Genomic DNA, 17813 nt, shown 5'->3' on the forward strand with positions numbered 1-17813 from the left:
TTATTCATCCCCGGTGCAGGTGCGTGGCGTCAGGCCTTTTTCCTTGGCGAACGCTGCGGATTTTTCATCGATCAACGGCCGCAACAACGCGCGATCAGCCGCAATCCAGTCGCTGATCAGCGTCCAGTTGGCGCCATCCCACTGCTGCACCCGCGCCGAACCGCCGCCCTCGTGATCCTTGCAGGACAACTTGAGGTTCTGCATCAGCCCGAAGTAGCCCATGTCCTTGAGCCGCGCATCGTCGATGTTCAAGTGCTCGAGGCCCCAGCGCCCTTCCTCGCCATTCAGCGGGCGCTTGCCGAATTTGCCTTGGGCGGTGCGGATCGCTTCGACCATCACCGCCGCGTTCACCAGCCCGGAGTTGTAGTAGACGCTGCCGAAATTCTTCAGGTCCTTGAGGTCGCTCTTGCCCTTGTCGAGGATGTATTGCTTGAGCCGTTTGTGGATCTCGAAATCGGTGCCGGCCGGGTATGGCGTCAGCGCCAGATAACCTTTGGCGGCGGCGCCTGCGGGCAATACGTCTTCGCTGGAACTGGCCCAGATGTCGCCGACGATATGGTCCACCGGGAAGCCGAAACGGGCAGCGGTCTTGACCGCCACTGGCGTGGAAACGCCCCAGGTGCGCAGGAACACCCAATCCGGGTTGACCTGGCGAATCTGCCGCCATTGCGACGACTGTTCGTTGCCCGGGTCCGCGACCGGAATCTGGATGTTCTCGAAGCCGTACTTCTCGGCCAACAGTTTCAGCGGCCCCAGGGTTTCGCGCCCGTAAGCCGAGTCGTGGTAGACCGTGGCAATCTTCTTGCCCTTGAGTTTGTCGAAGCCGCCCTCGCGCTGGGCGATGTAGTTGATCAGGCTGGAGGCCTCGCTGTAGAAGGTCAGCATCACCGGGAAGTTGTAGGGGAACACCGTGCCGTCGGTGGCTTCGGTGCGACCGTAGCCGAGGGTGATCAGCGGGATCTTGTCGACCTCGGCCCGCTCGCTCAGGGCATACGCCGCCGGGGCGCCGTTGGGGGAATAGATCGCCACCGGCGCGCCGTCCAGGCCGTTCTTGAAGCGCTCATAGCACTCGATGCCCTTCTCCGCCGTCCACTCGGTCTCGCATTCCTGCCAGACCAGTTTCACGCCATTGATCCCGCCTTCCACCTCGTTGATGTAGTTCAGGTAATCGAGCATCCCGGCCCACACCTGCACGCCGCTGGAGGCGTAGGCGCCGACGCGGTAGGTGGCCAACGGGAAGAATTGCTGGTCCGGCGAGGCCTGGGCCAGCGGCACCGTACTGCTGAACACCGCCAGTGTCAGGGCCGCGCCGAGCAAGGAACGTTTCAAGGATGTACGCATGTTGTCTCTCTAATCAGTCAGGAATTCAGAAGCGCAGCGGCCAGTGGCGCAGCCGTTCACGAAGGTTACCCAGCAGGCGGATCAAGCCCTCCGGTTCCTTGATCAGGAACAGAATGATCAGCACGCCGAAGATGATTTTTTGCAGGTTCTGCAGTTGCCCGGCATCCACCGAACCACCAAACAACGCTTGCCCGGCGTGACTGAGCAGGATCGGCAGCAGGCTGATAAACGCCGCGCCGACGAAGTTGCCGGCGATGCTGCCCATGCCGCCGATAATGATGATGAACAGGATCTGGAACGAGCGATTGATATCGAAGCTGCTGGCGCTGGCGGTGCCCAGATACGCGAAGGCCCACAGCGCCCCGGCGATGCCGAGGTAGAACGAGCTGACGGCGAACGCCAGGTGTTTGTAGCGCACCACCGGGATGCCGATTACCGCAGCGGCGGTGTCCATGTCGCGGATCGCCATCCAGTTGCGGCCGATCTGGCTTTTCACCAGGTTCACCGCGACCCAGGTCAACAGCAGCACGGTGGTCAGGGTCAGCCAGTAACGGCCGACCGGCGTGTTCAGGTCATGGCCGAACAGCGCCAGTTTCGGCGCGGAAATCGTCCCGGATGAGCCGTAGTTGTAGAACCAGGGGAATTTGACGAACAGCCATTCGAGGAAGAACTGCGCGGCCAACGTGGTGACCATCAGGTAAAAACCTTTGATCCGCGAACTCGGCAAACCAAAGACAAACCCCACCACAGCGCTGATCAAGCCGCCGCCGAGCAGCGCCACCGGCAAACCCAATTCAGGCAAGCGCAGCAAAAATCCATAGGTGGCAAACGCGCCGACCGCCATAAACCCGGCCGCGCCGACCGAGGTCTGGCCGGTATAACCGGTGAGCAAATTGAGACCGAGCCCGGCCAGGGACAGCACCAGGAAAGGGATCAGGATTGCGTTCAGCCAATAGTCGTTACCGGTCAGTGGCACGATGACAAACGCGATCAATAACAGGCCGAGCAAGCCGAATGGCACACGACGCTGGACCAGCACCGACGGCGCGGTTTCACGGGCAAGGGATATCGACATGGGTTCAGACTCGCTCGATGGCGCGCTCGCCGAACAGGCCGGCGGGACGGATGTAGAGGAAGGCCAGGGCCAGGACGTAAGCGAACCACGGGGTGATGCCGCCGCCAATCAAGGGGCCGATGTAGACCTCGGCGAGGTTCTCCGCCGCACCGACGATCAACCCGCCGACAATCGCCCCGCCAATCGAGGTGAAGCCGCCGATGATCAGCACCGGCAAGGCCTTGAGCACCACCAGCGACAGGGAAAACTGCACCCCTTGCCGCGCGCCCCAGAGCAGCCCGGCGACGAGCCCGACCACCCCGGCCACGGCCCAGACGATCTGCCAGATACGGTTGAGGTTGATGCCGATCGACAACGCGGCGGTGGTGTCATCCGCCACGGCGCGCAGTGACACGCCGATCCGGGTCTTGTTGAACAGCAGCGCCAGCACCGTCACCAGCACGATGGCCGCAGCGGCGGCGATCAGGTCGAACTGGCTGACCATCATCCCGCCGATGAAAATCGGTACGTCGTCGATGCCCAGGTCCAGCGCCCGCACCTGCGAGCCCATCAAGCCCTGGGCCAGGCCTTCGATGATGAACGACAGCCCCAGCGTGGCCATGAACAAGGTGATTTGCGAACGGTTGACCAAGGGCCGCAGCACCAGCCGTTCGATCAACAGCGCGCCGATGATCATCACCAGCACCGTCAACAACAGCGCCAACGCAAATGGCACCCCTTGGTCATGCAGGCTGACAAAGGTCAGCGCGGCGAACAGCAGCATCGAGCCCTGGGCAAAATTGAACACGCCGCTGGCCTTGTAGATCAGCACAAAACCAATGGCGACCAGGGAATACATGGTGCCGGCGAGCAAGCCGCCGAGCAGGGTTTCGAAGAAGAACGTCATCAGTGCACCACCCCCAGATACGCCGCGATCACGTCGGGATCGGCCTGCACTTGCGCGGGCGTGCCGTCGCCGACCTTGCGTCCGTAATCCAGCACCACGACATGGTCGGACAGGCCCATGACCACACTCATGTCGTGCTCGATCAACACCACCGTGGTGCCGAGGTCGCGGTTGATGTCGGCGATGAAACGGGACATTTCCTGCTTCTCTTCGGCGTTCATACCGGCCATGGGTTCGTCGAGCAGCAACAGGCGCGGGCCGGCAATCAAGGCGCGGCCCAGTTCCACACGCTTTTGCAGGCCATAGGACAGATTGCCCACCGGCACATCGCGGTGGGCCTGCAGTTCCAGAAATTCGAGAATGCCCTGGGCTTGTTGGCGGAAGTCCTGCGCCTCTCGCCGGGCGCGGGGCAAGTTCAGGGCTTGTTCGATGAAGCTGCTGCGCAGGTGCCGGGACAGGCCGGTGAGGATGTTGTCGATCACGCTCATTTTCTTGAACAGCGCGTTGTTCTGGAACGTGCGCCCGATGCCCCGGCGGGCGGCGGTCAGCGGGGCGATTCGTTTGAAGGGCTGTTGCTCGAAAACAATCGAACCGGCATCGAACGGGTACACGCCGTTCAATACGTTCAGCAACGAGCTCTTGCCGGCGCCGTTGGGGCCGATCAGCGCGCAGATCTCGCCCCGGCGTACGTCGAAGGACAACTCGTTGATCGCCTTCACGCCTTTGAACGACAGGGAAATACCGCTGACTTGCAGGATGGAATCGGTCGAGCTCATGCGATATCCCGTTTGAATTCGGCGAGCCAGGTCGGCGCGGATGGGGCGTCGGGGCTGCGGGTGGCTTGCCAGATGAAATGCAGGTTGTGAAAGCCCAGCAGCCGGCGAACGCGGTTTTTGATCAGGCGTTGCAGCGGTTTTTCCGGGTGGGCGATGGCCCAGTCGCAGAGGCGTCGGCGCCAGGTGTTTGGTGGGGCCAGACGGCTTTCGATTTCATCGGCCAGGCGTTGCAGGCGTTCGGCGGACAGCAGCAACCCGGACGGCGCCACTTCCCGTCGATCGCGGCTGGCGCTGCCGGGGCTTTCCGGGAAGGCCAGGGCTTGGCCGCTGGCCAGCCATTGATCCAGCACCACCGTCAGGCCGTCTTGCCATTCGGTGCCCTCTTCACTCCAGAGCTGGGCGCCGGAGAGGCTGAGGCGCAGGCGTTGCGGCGGTTCCACCGGGCCGAGCAGTTCGGCGAAATTCAACAGGGATTGGCCGTGGTTGAGCCACAGTTGTCGGGTTTGTCGTCCTTGAATAAAGGCGTGGGTGGGACGGCTGCGCCACAGCGCTTTGTGCAGTGACTCGGGGTCGAGGGTGTCGGGCAGCGTCAGCACTTCGCCGCCGACATGCCGGGCAGCCAGCGCCAGCAGCAACAGATCCGGCTCGAAAGCACCGCTCAGGGCCAGTCGCGAGTCCTCGGTAAAGCCTTGCTGGCGCAAGCCATCGGCCAGGCGCTCGACATCGCGCAACGCATCGATCCAGCGCCAGACAAACCACTGGCCGTGGCGCTTGTGGCGCAACGCGGTTTGCAACGGACTGACCTGGCCCCAGTGGCGCAACTGCTCCAGGGCCTGGGGCGCCTTGACCTGCCATTCGGCGCTGTCCGCGGTGGGCGGACGCTTGAGTTCGTGCACGCTCATGGGGTGACCTCCTGTTCATGGGCAAAAGCGTGCGGTGATCCGCTGGGCTGGCTCTTCATTTGATCGTTCCCACGCTCTGCGTGGGAATGCCGCCATGGACGCTCTGCGTCCGTTGTTGGAGCTGGGGACGCGGAGCGTCCCGGGATGCATGCCCACGGGTCGCGTGGGAACGATCATCACGCCGACACCACTTTCTTCCCCTGCTGCCGCAACCCCGCCAAATCCCGATACCCCGCCCCCGGATGGATGTCCGGCAAGCGCGGCCCTTCGCCAAACAACTTCTCGCGCAAGGTCCCCGGCGCGTATTCGGTCTTGTACGCCCCGCGCTTCTGCAACTCCGGCACCAGTAATTCCACGGCGTCGATGAAGGTTTCGTGGGTCAGCGCGTAAGCCAGGTTGAAGCCGTCCACGTCGGTTTCCTCGACCCACTCCTGCAACAGATCGGCGACCGTCTCGGGGCTGCCGACAAACAACGGGCCAAACCCGCCGATTCCCACCCAATCGGCCAATTCATTCGGGGTCCAGACCTTGTTCGGGTCCGCCGTGGAGAACGCTTCCACCGCCGACTGAATCGCATTGGTGTGCACATGCTTGAGCGGTTCGTCCGGTTTGAACTGGCTGAAATCAATCCCGGTCCAGCCGGAAATCAGCGCCATCGCGCCTTCGTAGCTGACCCAGGTTTTGTATTCCTCGAACTTGGCTTTGGCCTTGGCATCGGTCTCGCCGAGGATCACCGTTTGCAGGTTGAAGATCAGGATCTTCTTCGGATCGCGCCCGGCCTGCGCCGCACGCCGACGGATATCGGCCACGGTTTTCTTCAGCAGTACTTTCGACGGTGCCGCAACAAACACGCACTCGGCATGCTCCGCCGCGAACTGCTTGCCACGATTCGACGCCCCGGCCTGATACAGCACCGGCGTGCGCTGGGGCGACGGCTCACACAGGTGAATCCCCGGCACCTGGAAGTGTTTGCCGACGTGCTGGATCTCATGAATCTTGCTCGGGTCACTGAAGATCCGCCGCTCACGATCGCGCAGGATCGCGCCCTCCTCCCAGCTGCCTTCCCAGAGCTTGTAGCAAACCTCCAGGTACTCCTCGGCGAAGTCGTAACGGGCGTCGTGCTCGGTCTGGTTTTTCTGCCCGAGGTTCTTTGCGCCACTCTCCAGATACGAGGTGACGATGTTCCAGCCGGCGCGGCCCTTGGTCAGGTGATCGAGGGTCGAGAGGCGGCGGGCGAATGGATACGGATGCTCGAAGGACAGCGACGCGGTGAGTCCGAAGCCCAAATGTTCGGTGACCAGCGCCATCGGCGGAATCAGTTGCAGCGGATCATTGACCGGCACCTGCGCCGCCTGGCGGATCGCCGCGTCGCCGTTGCCGTTATAGACGTCGTAGATGCCGAGCACGTCGGCGATGAACAAGCCGTCGAACTTGCCGCGCTCAAGAATCTTCGCCAGATCGGTCCAGTATTCGAGGTCCTTGTACTGCCAGGAACGATCCCGGGGATGCGCCCACAATCCCGGCGACTGATGGCCGACGCAGTTCATGTCGAACGCATTTAAACGAATTTCACGGGCCATCAAACGACGCTCCTGAAGCTTGGAGGATGGATGCCGTTAAGGCGGAAATTGCCGATGAGATGGAGTTTCCAGCGCAGCGGATCATGCAGCGAGCCATGCAGCGCGGTGCGTTGGCCGGTGAGTTCGAATTCGGCGTTGCTCACGGCATTCAGAGCATCGGCGCTGGCCAGGTGCGACTCGGCGATGGCGATGCTGATTTCCGTGTCGTCCTCGGCGCTGCTCAGAAAATCTTCAGCGCGTTCCAACAGTGCGGCAGCGACTTCGATGCGAATGTGCAAATCGCCGAAGCGGCTGATGACGTAGGGATCATCCGTGGCCTCGGTCTGCTGGCGCACGAAACGCAGGGTTGCATCAAGCAGGCTGCGGGCGTTGTGCAAGTCGTGCTGACTTTTGGCCAGGGGCTCGGTGGCAGCAATCGGTTGGGTCAAGGCATTCATGGGAGGCTCCTCAGTTCCAGGCGTGGCGCGCGGGCTTCACGCCGTTGAGCAGGTAGTTGCCGATCAGGTGGTATTTCCATCGCGCCGGGTCGTGCAAGGTGTGAGTCCGGGCGTTGCGCCAGTGGCGGTCGAGGTTGTATTTGCCGAGCACCGAACGGGTGCCGGCCAGTTCGAAGAGCTTGCTGCTGGCGAGCAAGGCGATTTCCGCCGACAGGACTTTGGCCTGGGCCACCACCACCGAGGCGTGGGCGACCGTGTCTTCGTTGGGGTTGAGCAATGCGGCGTCGATGGCTTGGCCGGCCTTTTTCAGGATCGCTTCGGTGCCGTGGACGCGCCATTCCAGATCGCCAATCGCGGCAATGCTGAACGGGTCTTGCCAGCCGTGATCGTGACCGCTGTCGATCCACGGGCGGGATTCGCGGGCGTAACGCTTGGTTTCTTCCAGCGCGCCGACAGCGATGCCGGTGTCCACGGCAGCCTGGATGATTTGCGAGATCGGGCCGTCGGCGGTGGGTTCGTCGAAGGCTTTGTGCGCGGGGATGACCGCGCTGCGCGGGACTTTCACCGCGTTCAAGGTGACGCCACCACTGGCGGTGGTGCGCTGGCCGAAACCGTCCCAGCTGTCGATCACGGTCAGGCCCGGGTTGTCGCGCTCGATGAAGGCGATGAACGCCTTGTTGTCGTCATCCACCGCCACCGCCGGCACGATGTGCGCAAACAACGCGCCGGTGCAGTAGAACTTCTCGCCGTCGATCTGCGCAGTGTCCTCGTCAAAGCGAATGCGGGTCTCAAAGGCCCCGGCGTTTTTGCTTTTGGATTCGGAGAAGGCGTTGCCGAAACGGACGCCCTGCAGGACTTTGCCGAAGTAATAGCGTTTCTGCTCCTCGGTAGCGGTTTGCAGCAGGATGTCGAGCACGCCAAGGTGGTTTTGCGGGATCTGGCCGAGGGAAGAGTCGGCGGCGGAAATGATCTTGATCACTTCGGCGACAGTCACGTAGGACACACCGGCGCCACCGTATGCCTTGGGAACGGTGATGCCCCACAGGCCGCTGGCGGAGAATTCGTCGAGTTCTGCCACCGGCAGGCGTCGCTCGCGATCACGGACGCTGGCCTCGACGGCAAAACGCGCCGCAAGTTTGTGCGCGACGGCGATGGCCTCGGCGTCCGAGCGGATGAGATGGGCGGTGCTGGGGGAAGTTGTCATGGGGCCGACTCCGTGGTTCCGGGTGAATACCCAAGACCTTTTGCAGGAGTCGTGCCTGAAACTAAAAACGTTTTATTTCAGTGGCTTGCTGAGTTTTCAAAGAAACCGTCGCAGCTTAAAAACAGCAAAGTGTTCATCCACTGTTGGCCTGTAAACAGTCAGATCACCACATTACGCACAAACCGCGCCGCCACTTCCCCATCATTGCGATAGGTATGGGGCTGGTTGCTGGCGAACATATAAAACTCGCCGGCGGCAATGTCGTGGGGCGTATCGCCGAGCATCAGGGTCAGGCAGCCTTCGAACACGTAGATCTGTTCGCTCCAGCCATCGGCATCCGGTTGCGAGGGGTAGATTTCCCCCGGTTGCAGGCACCATTCCCACTGTTCCACTTCGCGGGTGGCGGTGGCTTTGGACAGCAGGACGGCTTTACTGCCAGGGATCGTGCCGGCCCAGGCCAGTTCGTTGATGCGGCTCGGGTCCCGCGCATCCGGCGCCTGGATCAAGTCGCTGAACGCCACTTCCAGCGCTTCGGCCACACGGTCGAGGGTGGTCAGGCTGACGTTTTTCTCGCCAGCCTCGATGGCCACCAGCATGCGACGGCTGACCCCGGACTTTTCGGCCAGGGTGGTCTGGCTCATGTCGGCGGCGTGGCGCAGGCGTTTGACGTTCTGGCTGACATGCTGGAGGACCGAAGCCCGCGGGGGAGAATCTTTGTGCACTATATTGCTCACTCGGTGGGGTTGGGCAGTATACTGCGCAACATTCGGGCGCATTGTGCGTCCGCCTCAGGTAGCGCGCAAGGTCATGACGTCGGCGAACACTCCCCACACCTCCTCCCGTTTCTCGCGATTCAGCAAGGCTGAGTGCGTGCTGGTGCTGATTACCATGGTCTGGGGCGGCACCTTTTTGCTGGTGCAGCATGCGATGACGGTCAGTGGACCGATGTTCTTCGTCGGCCTGCGTTTTGCCGCGGCGGCGTGCATTGTCTCGCTGTTTTCCTGGCGCAGCCTGCGGGCGCTGACCCTGCTGGAACTCAAGGCCGGGGCCTTTATCGGCGTGGCGATCATGCTCGGTTACGGCTTGCAGACCGTGGGTTTGCAGACGATTCCCAGCAGCCAGTCGGCGTTTATTACGGCGTTGTATGTTCCGTTTGTGCCGTTGCTGCAATGGATGGTCTTCGGCAAGCGGCCGGGGTTGATGCCGAGCATTGGCATCATGCTGGCCTTTACCGGATTGATGATGTTGTCCGGGCCATCGGGAGCTTCGCTGGATTTCAGTCCTGGCGAAATTGCCACGCTGATCAGCACCGTTGCGATTGCGGCTGAAATCATCTTGATCAGCACCTATGCCGGCCAGGTCGATGTGCGCCGGGTCACGGTGGTGCAACTGGCGGTCACGTCGATGCTGGCGTTTTTGATGGTGGTGCCTACGCAGGAAGTGATTCCGCATTTCTCCTGGCTGCTGTTGGGCAGTGCCCTGGGCTTGGGCGCGGCCAGTGCGGCGATCCAGGTGGCGATGAACTGGGCGCAGAAAAGCGTTTCGCCGACCCGGGCGACGTTGATCTATGCCGGTGAGCCGGTATGGGCCGGGATTGTCGGGCGGATTGCCGGAGAGCGGTTGCCGGCGATTGCGTTGCTGGGGGCGGGGTTGATTGTGGCGGCGGTGATCGTCAGTGAATTGAAGACGCGGGGCAAACCGGACACCGAGGAGGTATTGCAACGGGAAAGCCAGGGCTGAAAACCTGCCCGTCGCTGGAACTTGTCAACTGTCAGGCGACAATGGTGTAGACGTGACTTTTCGACTGAGTTTTCGAGCCATCCGGATGTTTGACAACGAAGTAAAGCTCGACTCTTTCATTTGGGATTGGGGCCAGAAAACCGCCCCGTCTGAATTGCAGTGTAGCCTTCAGGTTTCCCTCGGTAATGACTGCGCTTAAACCAAAAAAAGTACCATGCGTCACATAGTGGACATAAGGGCGCACTTCCTGCCCGACGGCGCGTTCTGAAGGCTCAATAGAATATACATAACCCTCTTTGACGTACTTGATCGGGAGATTGCCCCCTAGAAGATATTTCTTATCAATAGACGGAGGGATAAGTTTTTCATCGATAGGTATCACCTCTAATGGTTCTACCGGTTCTACCGACGATTCTCTGAATTTTTCCTCATTCGACATGTTGATTCTCCTGTCATAAGCCCGTCTGGATACACAGGCAGTCAACCCATTCAACTAGCGCAAGCCACAGCCTGTCTACTGTCAGACTTGACAGGTCAGGGCTCATAAATTCGTAGCCAAAAGGTTTGCAGTGAACCTGTGCGGGGAATCGAACCTGGTTCCTGAATGCTGTAAAACCGGCCGTTCCGGCCTACCTTGTAGGATCCTGCCACAGGTTGCCGTTTGGTGATCCGGTTTCCGGCACGTATGATGCATCACAAACTTCCGCAGATTAGAAGCCTATGTCCCTGATAGTTCTACTGCTTCTGCCTTTTATCGGCAGCTGTGTCGCGGCTTTGCTGCCACATAACGCGCGTAACACCGAATCGCTGTTGGCTGGTTTGGTTGCCTTGGTCGGCACCATCCAGGTCGCCCTCCTTTACCCGCAAATCGCCCATGGCGGCGTGATCCGCGAGGAGTTTTTCTGGCTGCCGAGCCTGGGCTTGAACTTCGTCCTGCGCATGGACGGGTTTGCCTGGCTGTTCTCGCTGCTGGTGCTAGGCATCGGCACGCTGGTGTCGCTGTATGCCCGCTACTACATGTCGCCGGACGATCCGGTGCCGCGGTTTTTCGCGTTTTTCCTGGCGTTCATGGGCGCCATGCTTGGGCTGGTGATCTCCGGCAACCTGATCCAGATCGTGTTTTTCTGGGAGCTGACCAGCCTCTTTTCGTTCCTGTTGATCGGCTATTGGCACCACCGCGCCGATGCCCGACGCGGCGCCTATATGGCGCTGATGGTCACCGGTGCCGGGGGGTTGTGCCTGCTGGCGGGGGTCATGCTGCTCGGCCATGTGGTCGGCAGCTATGACCTGGATAAGGTCCTGGCCGCCGGCGATCTGATTCGCGCACATGCCCTCTACCCTATCCTGCTGCCCCTGATCCTGATCGGCGCCTTGAGCAAAAGCGCGCAATTCCCCTTCCACTTCTGGCTGCCCCACGCGATGGCGGCGCCGACTCCGGTTTCGGCTTACTTGCACTCGGCGACCATGGTCAAGGCCGGGGTGTTCCTGCTGGCACGGCTGTGGCCGTCGCTGTCCGGCAGTGAAGAATGGTTCTACATCGTCGGCGGGGCTGGGGCCTGCACCTTGCTGCTTGGCGCGTATTGCGCGATGTTCCAGAACGACCTCAAGGGCCTGCTGGCCTACTCGACCATCAGCCATCTGGGCCTGATCACCTTGCTGCTGGGCCTGAACAGTCCGCTGGCCGCCGTGGCCGCGGTGTTCCACATTCTCAACCACGCCACCTTCAAGGCCTCGCTGTTCATGGCCGCCGGGATCATCGACCACGAAAGTGGCACCCGGGACATCCGCAAGCTCAGCGGCCTGATCAAGCTGATCCCGTTCACTGCCACCCTGGCGATGGTCGCCAGCGCCTCGATGGCCGGTGTGCCGTTGCTCAACGGTTTCCTTTCCAAAGAGATGTTCTTCGCCGAAACCGTCTTCATCAACGCCACGGCCTGGGTCGAGATGGCCTTGCCGATCGTGGCGACCATCGCCGGTACGTTCAGCGTTGCCTACTCCCTGCGTTTCACCGTCGACGTGTTCTTCGGCCCGCCCGCCACCGACCTGCCGCACACCCCGCACGAACCGCCACGCTGGATGCGCGCGCCAGTGGAACTGCTGGTGTTCACCTGCCTGATCGTCGGGATTTTCCCGGCACAAGTGGTCGGTCCGCTGCTCGCGGCGGCGGCTCTGCCCGTGGTCGGCGGTACGCTGCCGGAATACAGCCTGGCGATCTGGCACGGCTTGAACGCACCGATGATCATGAGCCTGATCGCCATGTCCGGCGGCATCGTGCTCTACCTGCTGCTGCGCAATCAGCTCAAGCGCGGCCGCTTCAAATACCCGCCGCTGATTGGTCGCTTCAACGGCAAGCGTCTGTTCGAGCGCTGCCTGGTGGTGATGATGCGCCTGGCCCGACGCCTGGAACGGCGGATCAGCACCCAGCGCCTGCAAACCCAGTTGTTCCTGATGGTATTCGCCGCCGTGCTGGCCGGGCTGATCCCGATGCTCCACAGCAGCCTGAGCTGGGGCGACCGGCCGAAGATTCCGGGGTCGATCGTGTTCGTGATCCTCTGGCTGCTGGCGATCGCCTGTGCCCTCGGCGCCGCGTGGCAGGCCAAGTATCACCGTCTCGCCGCCCTGACCATGGTCAGCGTGTGCGGGCTGATGACCTGCGTGACCTTCGTCTGGTTCTCCGCGCCGGACCTGGCGCTGACGCAACTGGTGGTCGAAGTGGTGACCACGGTCCTGATCCTGCTGGGCCTGCGCTGGTTGCCACGGCGGATCGAAGAGGTCTCGCCGTTGCCGAGTACGCTACGCAAGGCACGCATCCGGCGTATCCGTGACTTGCTGCTGTCGAGCGTGGTCGGCGGCGGCATGGCGTTGCTGGCCTACGCGATGCTCACGCGCCAGACGCCCAACGACATCTCCTCGTTCTACCTCAGCCGCGCCTTGCCCGAGGGCGGCGGCAGCAACGTGGTCAACGTCATGCTCGTGGACTTCCGCGGCTTCGACACCCTCGGTGAAATCACCGTGCTGGTGGCGGTGGCGCTGACCGTGTTCGCCCTGCTCCGGCGTTTCCGTCCACCGAAAGAAAGCCTGCAATTGCCGGCCCAGCAGCGTTTGCTCGCGCCGGACGTGGTCACCGATCTGGTCAACCCGCGCCAGGCCAGCGACACCGCCCTCGGTTTCATGATGGTGCCGGCGGTGCTGGTGCGCCTGTTGCTGCCGATTGCCGTGGTGGTGTCGTTCTACCTGTTCATGCGCGGCCACAACCAGCCGGGCGGCGGGTTTGTTGCCGGGCTGGTGATGTCGGTGGCGTTCATCCTGCAATACATGGTCGCCGGCACGCAGTGGGTCGAGGCGCAAATGAGCCTGCGACCGCTGCGCTGGATGGGCACCGGGCTGCTGTTCGCCACGGTAACCGGGCTGGGAGCGATGGCAGCCGGGTATCCGTTCCTGACCACGCACACCTGGCATTTTGAACTGCCAGTGCTGGGCGACATTCACATCGCCAGTGCGCTGTTCTTCGACATCGGCGTCTACGCCGTGGTGGTCGGTTCGACCCTGTTGATGCTCACCGCCATCGCCCACCAATCGGTACGGGGCCACAAGACTGCAGCGCAGCCAAAAGCCGCTGGCCTGCCGAGATCCGTTGCCGCCAAAGGAGCCGTCTGATGGAAGAAGTCATCGCAATCGCCATCGGCGTCCTCGCGGCATCCGGCGTCTGGCTGATCCTGCGGCCACGGACGTTCCAGGTGGTCATGGGCCTGTGCCTGCTGTCCTACGGCGTCAACCTGTTCATCTTCAGCATGGGCAGCCTGTTTATCGGCAAGGAGCCGATCATCAAGGACGGCGTGCCCCAGGATTTGCTGCACTACACCGACCCGCTGCCCCAAGCCCTGGTGTTGACCGCCATCGTCATCAGCTTCGCCATGACCGCGTTGTTCCTGGTGGTGCTGCTGGCCTCCCGGGGCTTGACCGGCACCGACCATGTGGATGGCCGGGAGCCTAAAGAATGAATGCGATGACGCACCTGATCGCCGCGCCGATTCTGCTGCCGCTGCTGACCGCCGCGATCATGTTGATGCTTGGCGAGAAACACCGCCCGCTGAAAGCCAAGATCAACCTGTGCTCCAGCCTGATCGGCCTGGGCATTTCCGTGATGCTGCTGCAATGGACGCAAAGCACCGGCGTGCCCGGTTCCATTGGCGTGTACTTGCCGGGCAACTGGCAGGCGCCGTTCGGCATCGTGCTGGTGGTGGATCGCCTGTCGGCCATGATGCTGGTGCTGACCGGCATCATCGGTGTCAGCGCTCTGCTGTTTGCCATGGCCCGTTGGGACGGCGCCGGTTCAAGCTTCCACGCGTTGTTCCAGATTCAGATGATGGGCCTCTACGGCGCCTTCCTCACCGCAGACCTGTTCAACCTGTTCGTGTTCTTCGAAGTGCTGCTGGCCGCGTCTTACGGCCTGATGTTGCACGGCTCGGGTCGGGCGCGGGTGTCTTCGGGTTTGCATTACATCTCGATCAACCTGCTGGCCTCGTCGCTGTTCCTGATTGGCGCGGCGCTGATTTATGGCGTCACTGGCACCCTGAACATGGCCGACCTGGCGCTGAAAATCCCGCTGGTACCGGAAGCCGATCGCGGCCTGCTGCATGCCGGCGCGGCGATTCTGGCGGTGGCGTTCCTGGCGAAGGCCGGGATGTGGCCGCTGAACTTCTGGCTGGTACCGGCCTATTCCGCGGCCAGTGCGCCGGTGGCGGCGATGTTCGCGATCATGACCAAGGTCGGCGTCTACACCTTGCTGCGGCTATGGACGCTGCTGTTCTCCGGCCAGGCCGGGGCGTCCGCGTACTTTGGCGGCGACTGGCTGATCTACGGCGGCATGGCGACCATCGTCTGCGCAGCCGTGGCGATCCTGGCGGCGCAACGCCTGGAGCGCATGGCCAGCCTGAGCATTCTGGTGTCGGCGGGGATTCTGCTGTCGGCCATCGGTTTCGCCCAGCCGAACCTGATTGGCGCGGCGTTGTTCTATCTGGTCAGCTCGACGCTGGCGCTGAGTGCGCTGTTCCTGTTGGCCGAGTTGATCGAGCGTTCCCGTTCGGTCAATGAGATGCCGCTGTACGACGACGGCGACCTGCTGCCACGGCCAATGGAATCCCTGCAACCACCCAAAGGCATCAACCTCGACGACGAACAGAAAGCCGTGGTCGGCCAGGTGATCCCCTGGACCATGGCCTTCCTCGGTTTGAGTTTCATCGCCTGCTCGCTGCTGATCATCGGCATGCCGCCGCTCTCCGGGTTTATCGGCAAGCTGGGCTTGCTCAGCGCGCTGCTCAATCCGTTGGGCATCGGCCACAGCGGCGACGTGCCGATCTCGAACGCGGCGTGGGGCTTGCTGGCGCTGCTGATCCTGTCCGGGCTGGCCTCGCTGATTGCCTTCTCGCGCCTGGGCATCCAGCGTTTCTGGACCCCGGAAGAACGGCCATCGCCGCTGCTGCGACGTTTTGAATGCGTGCCGATCATCGCCCTGCTGGGGCTGAGCATTGCCCTGACCTTCAAGGCCGAACCGCTGCTGCGCTACACCCAGGCGGCGGCGGACGCCTTGAACAACCCGCAGCAGTACGTGATGGCGGTGCTCGCCACCCGCGCGGTCCCCAGCCCTGAAGCCAAGGCTGCGATGGCGGAGGTCCAACCATGAAGCGCCTGTTTCCGGCACCGTGGTTGTCCCTGGCACTGTGGCTGTTGTGGCTGCTGCTGAACCTGTCGCTGAGCCCCGGCAACCTGCTGTTGGGCGCGATGCTCGGGTTCTGTGCGCCGTTGATGATGCGCAAGCTGCGACCATTACCGATTCGTATTCGGCGGCCTGGGGTGATTGTGCGGCTGTTCTTCCTGGTCGGCCGCGATGTGGTGGTGTCCAATCTTGCGGTGGCCTGGGGTGTGCTCAACGCTGGTCGTCGGCCACCACGCTCGGCGTTCATCAAGGTGCCGATGGACTTGCGCGACGCCAATGGCCTGGCCGCGCTGTCGATGATCTGCACGGTGGTGCCGGGCACGGTATGGTCGGAACTGGCACTGGACCGCAGCATTTTGTTGCTGCACGTGTTCGATCTGGATGACCAAGCGTCGTTTATCGAGCACTTCAAGACGACCTACGAGCGACCCTTGATGGAGATCTTCGAATGAGCGCCCTGCTGTCGAACGCGATCCTGCTGAGCCTGTTCATCTTTTCCCTGGCGATGGTGCTGACCCTGATCCGCCTGTTCAAAGGCCCATCGGCCCAGGATCGGGTGCTCGCGCTGGATTATCTGTACATCATCGCCATGCTGATGATGCTGACCCTGGGCATTCGCTATGCCAGTGACACTTACTTTGAGGCAGCGCTGCTGATCGCCCTGTTCGGCTTCGTCGGCTCGTTTGCCCTGGCCAAATTCCTGCTGCGTGGCGAGGTGATCGAATGACCGGCGAACTGTCATTGTGGATCGAGATTCCGGTGGCGATCCTGTTGCTGCTCAGCAGTCTGTTTGCGCTGATCGGTGCGGTCGGGTTGATGCGAATGAAGGATTACTTCCAGCGCATGCACCCGCCGGCCCTGGCCTCCACGCTGGGCGCGTGGTGCGTGGCGTTGGCGTCGATCATCTACTTTTCGGCGCTCAAGTCCGCGCCGGTGTTGCATGCCTGGCTGATACCGATTCTGTTGGCGATCACAGTGCCGGTGACCACGCTGCTGCTGGCGCGGGCGGCGTTGTTTCGCAAGCGCATGGCCGGGGATGATGTGCCGGCGGAGGTGAGTAGTCGGCGGACCGAAAGTCAGGGTTAGATCAAATCTTTTTTTTTGGTGTCTGGGCGGGCCTCTTCGCGGGCAAGCCTCGCTCCTACAGGTCTTGTGTTGAATTACCAACCCCAACCTGTAGGAGCTCGGCTTGCCCGCGAAGCCTTTAAATCCAGGCCACGGCGAGCAACCCCGCCCCCAACACCACACACAACGGCGAATACGCCCAGGTATCGAGCCGGGCAAACGTGGAACCCTTGACCTGCTTGAAGAACCCCATCAGGTTCGAATCACCAATCGCCCGGGCAAACATCAGCATCGCAACCGCGCTGATCACCCATTGCAGCGACCAATGCTGCACCGTCGGCAAATACAGGCCGACCCGCAAACACACCAGCATCGCAATCAGCAGCAAACCCACCGCCACCAGCAACGTGGTAAAGCCCGAAGGCTTGAACGCGGGCGTTGATTCCCCTCCGCCCTCCCCGGGCACGCGCGGCACCGCCGCCTCGCTTCCCAACTTGCCACCTGCCGCCCAGTACAGATGAATCAGACTGATCAACAGGAAGATTGCAGCAATCCATTGCGCGACCATTAGGCTCATATTCAGACATCCAGCGTGAAATGTCGCAGCAGGATGAACTTCATCGAGCATTTTTGTAAGGGTAAATTTCATCGGTGGTGGTAAAGTGCCGCTCCATGAAATTCGCCCGAACCGATCGCACGTTGATAGCCTGGATGCTTTATTGCTGCGTCCTGTTCAACGTGTTCGCCTGCAGTATCGGTCACGGGCAGATGGTCGGGATGCAGCTCAATGGCCTCGGCGGCCAGTTCTGCGCCGTCGATCCGGCCACCCGGGCCCCGGTCTCATCGAACACTTCCGAAGACAAGCTGCCGACCCTGTCCAAGGCGTTTGGCTGCCCTCTGTGTTCCACCGGCGGCATGGGCCCGGCGCTCAATTCCAGCCTGACCCTGGCGATCCTGCCGCAACAGCACAGTCCGCCGCTGGCCGTGGTTGCCAGCCTTGACCTCCCCGCCCGCTACACCTGGCCTTCGGCCAATCCCCGCGCCCCGCCTTTCGCCTGAGTTTTTTGCCTTTACCGATCAGCCCACTGCGC

At 62.0% G+C, this 17813-nt stretch carries 18 protein-coding genes and 1 pseudogene; 8 read left to right on the forward strand and 11 right to left on the reverse strand.

Annotation, left to right across the window (positions count from 1 at the left end):
• The 9 genes from FQ192_RS09380 to FQ192_RS09420 all read right to left on the reverse strand — a co-directional run bounded on the left by FQ192_RS09380 (position 1) and on the right by FQ192_RS09420 (position 8923).
• The gene (locus FQ192_RS09380) at positions 1-1341 is read right to left on the reverse strand and encodes an ABC transporter substrate-binding protein (protein WP_149658360.1); all 1341 of its coding nucleotides are present in this window, start codon (positions 1339-1341) and stop codon (positions 1-3) included.
• Positions 1342-1366: 25 nt separating this feature from the next.
• Positions 1367-2416 (reverse strand): branched-chain amino acid ABC transporter permease, encoded by a 1050-nt coding sequence (locus FQ192_RS09385; RefSeq protein WP_149658361.1) that lies wholly within the window; start codon positions 2414-2416, stop codon positions 1367-1369.
• Between the two features lie 4 nt (positions 2417-2420).
• Positions 2421-3302: a branched-chain amino acid ABC transporter permease gene (locus FQ192_RS09390; protein ID WP_123598352.1), complete on the reverse strand. Its 882-nt coding sequence runs from the start codon at positions 3300-3302 to the stop codon at positions 2421-2423.
• Positions 3302-4078, reverse strand: a complete 777-nt coding sequence (locus FQ192_RS09395; protein ID WP_149658362.1) for an ABC transporter ATP-binding protein — start codon at positions 4076-4078, stop codon at positions 3302-3304. The genes FQ192_RS09390 and FQ192_RS09395 overlap by 1 nt, the downstream gene beginning before the upstream one ends.
• Complete coding sequence (locus FQ192_RS09400) at positions 4075-4980, reverse strand: AMP-binding protein (protein ID WP_149658363.1); 906 nt, start codon at positions 4978-4980, stop codon at positions 4075-4077. Before FQ192_RS09400 ends, FQ192_RS09395 begins: the two co-directional genes overlap by 4 nt.
• Before the next feature lie 176 nt (positions 4981-5156).
• Entirely contained in the window at positions 5157-6560 is a 1404-nt protein-coding gene (locus FQ192_RS09405; protein WP_149658364.1) for an LLM class flavin-dependent oxidoreductase, read from the reverse strand.
• The gene (locus tag FQ192_RS09410) at positions 6560-6997 is read right to left on the reverse strand and encodes an acyl-CoA dehydrogenase (RefSeq protein WP_149658365.1); all 438 of its coding nucleotides are present in this window, start codon (positions 6995-6997) and stop codon (positions 6560-6562) included. Before FQ192_RS09410 ends, FQ192_RS09405 begins: the two co-directional genes overlap by 1 nt.
• A 10-nt stretch (positions 6998-7007) precedes the next feature.
• A complete protein-coding gene (locus FQ192_RS09415) occupies positions 7008-8201 on the reverse strand; it encodes an SfnB family sulfur acquisition oxidoreductase (RefSeq protein ID WP_149658366.1) in 1194 nt (397 codons plus the stop codon).
• Between the two features lie 158 nt (positions 8202-8359).
• A complete protein-coding gene (locus FQ192_RS09420; protein WP_149658367.1) occupies positions 8360-8923 on the reverse strand; it encodes a helix-turn-helix domain-containing protein in 564 nt (187 codons plus the stop codon).
• Here FQ192_RS09420 and FQ192_RS09425 point away from each other — a divergent pair.
• A pseudogene (locus FQ192_RS09425) lies at positions 8918-9941 on the forward strand (DMT family transporter). The gene FQ192_RS09420 and the pseudogene FQ192_RS09425 sit on opposite strands and share 6 nt — an antisense overlap.
• 31 nt (positions 9942-9972) lie before the next feature.
• On the opposite strand, the gene FQ192_RS09430 reads toward FQ192_RS09425, so the two are convergent.
• Positions 9973-10380: a hypothetical protein gene (locus tag FQ192_RS09430; protein ID WP_149658368.1), complete on the reverse strand. Its 408-nt coding sequence runs from the start codon at positions 10378-10380 to the stop codon at positions 9973-9975.
• A gap of 281 nt (positions 10381-10661) precedes the next feature.
• Between FQ192_RS09430 and FQ192_RS09435 the strand changes: the two genes are divergently transcribed.
• The 6 genes from FQ192_RS09435 to FQ192_RS09460 are packed head-to-tail and all read left to right on the forward strand — an operon-like array spanning position 10662 to position 16743.
• A complete protein-coding gene (locus tag FQ192_RS09435; protein WP_149658369.1) occupies positions 10662-13598 on the forward strand; it encodes a monovalent cation/H+ antiporter subunit A in 2937 nt (978 codons plus the stop codon).
• On the forward strand, positions 13598-13942 hold the full coding sequence (locus FQ192_RS09440) for a Na+/H+ antiporter subunit C (RefSeq protein ID WP_007986256.1): 345 nt from the start codon (positions 13598-13600) through the stop codon (positions 13940-13942). The genes FQ192_RS09435 and FQ192_RS09440 overlap by 1 nt, the downstream gene beginning before the upstream one ends.
• Complete coding sequence (locus FQ192_RS09445) at positions 13939-15624, forward strand: monovalent cation/H+ antiporter subunit D (protein WP_149658370.1); 1686 nt, start codon at positions 13939-13941, stop codon at positions 15622-15624. Before FQ192_RS09440 ends, FQ192_RS09445 begins: the two co-directional genes overlap by 4 nt.
• Positions 15621-16109 carry a Na+/H+ antiporter subunit E gene (locus FQ192_RS09450; protein ID WP_149658371.1) on the forward strand — a complete coding sequence of 163 codons (489 nt, stop codon included), beginning with the start codon at positions 15621-15623 and terminating at the stop codon, positions 16107-16109. Before FQ192_RS09445 ends, FQ192_RS09450 begins: the two co-directional genes overlap by 4 nt.
• Complete coding sequence (locus tag FQ192_RS09455; protein WP_133836076.1) at positions 16106-16384, forward strand: K+/H+ antiporter subunit F; 279 nt, start codon at positions 16106-16108, stop codon at positions 16382-16384. Before FQ192_RS09450 ends, FQ192_RS09455 begins: the two co-directional genes overlap by 4 nt.
• Entirely contained in the window at positions 16381-16743 is a 363-nt protein-coding gene (locus FQ192_RS09460) for a Na+/H+ antiporter subunit G (protein WP_149658372.1), read from the forward strand. The genes FQ192_RS09455 and FQ192_RS09460 overlap by 4 nt, the downstream gene beginning before the upstream one ends.
• Before the next feature lie 118 nt (positions 16744-16861).
• Here the strand turns inward: FQ192_RS09460 and FQ192_RS09465 are convergent, their stop codons facing one another.
• Positions 16862-17299, reverse strand: a complete 438-nt coding sequence (locus tag FQ192_RS09465) for a DUF3995 domain-containing protein (protein ID WP_149658373.1) — start codon at positions 17297-17299, stop codon at positions 16862-16864.
• Positions 17300-17394: 95 nt separating this feature from the next.
• Here FQ192_RS09465 and FQ192_RS09470 point away from each other — a divergent pair, with 95 nt between their 5' ends.
• Positions 17395-17781, forward strand: a complete 387-nt coding sequence (locus FQ192_RS09470; RefSeq protein WP_149658374.1) for a DUF2946 domain-containing protein — start codon at positions 17395-17397, stop codon at positions 17779-17781.
• The last annotated feature ends 32 nt before the right edge of the window (positions 17782-17813 follow it).

It is taken from the genome of Pseudomonas sp. ANT_J12, from assembly GCF_008370045.1.
Taxonomy (GTDB): domain Bacteria; phylum Pseudomonadota; class Gammaproteobacteria; order Pseudomonadales; family Pseudomonadaceae; genus Aquipseudomonas.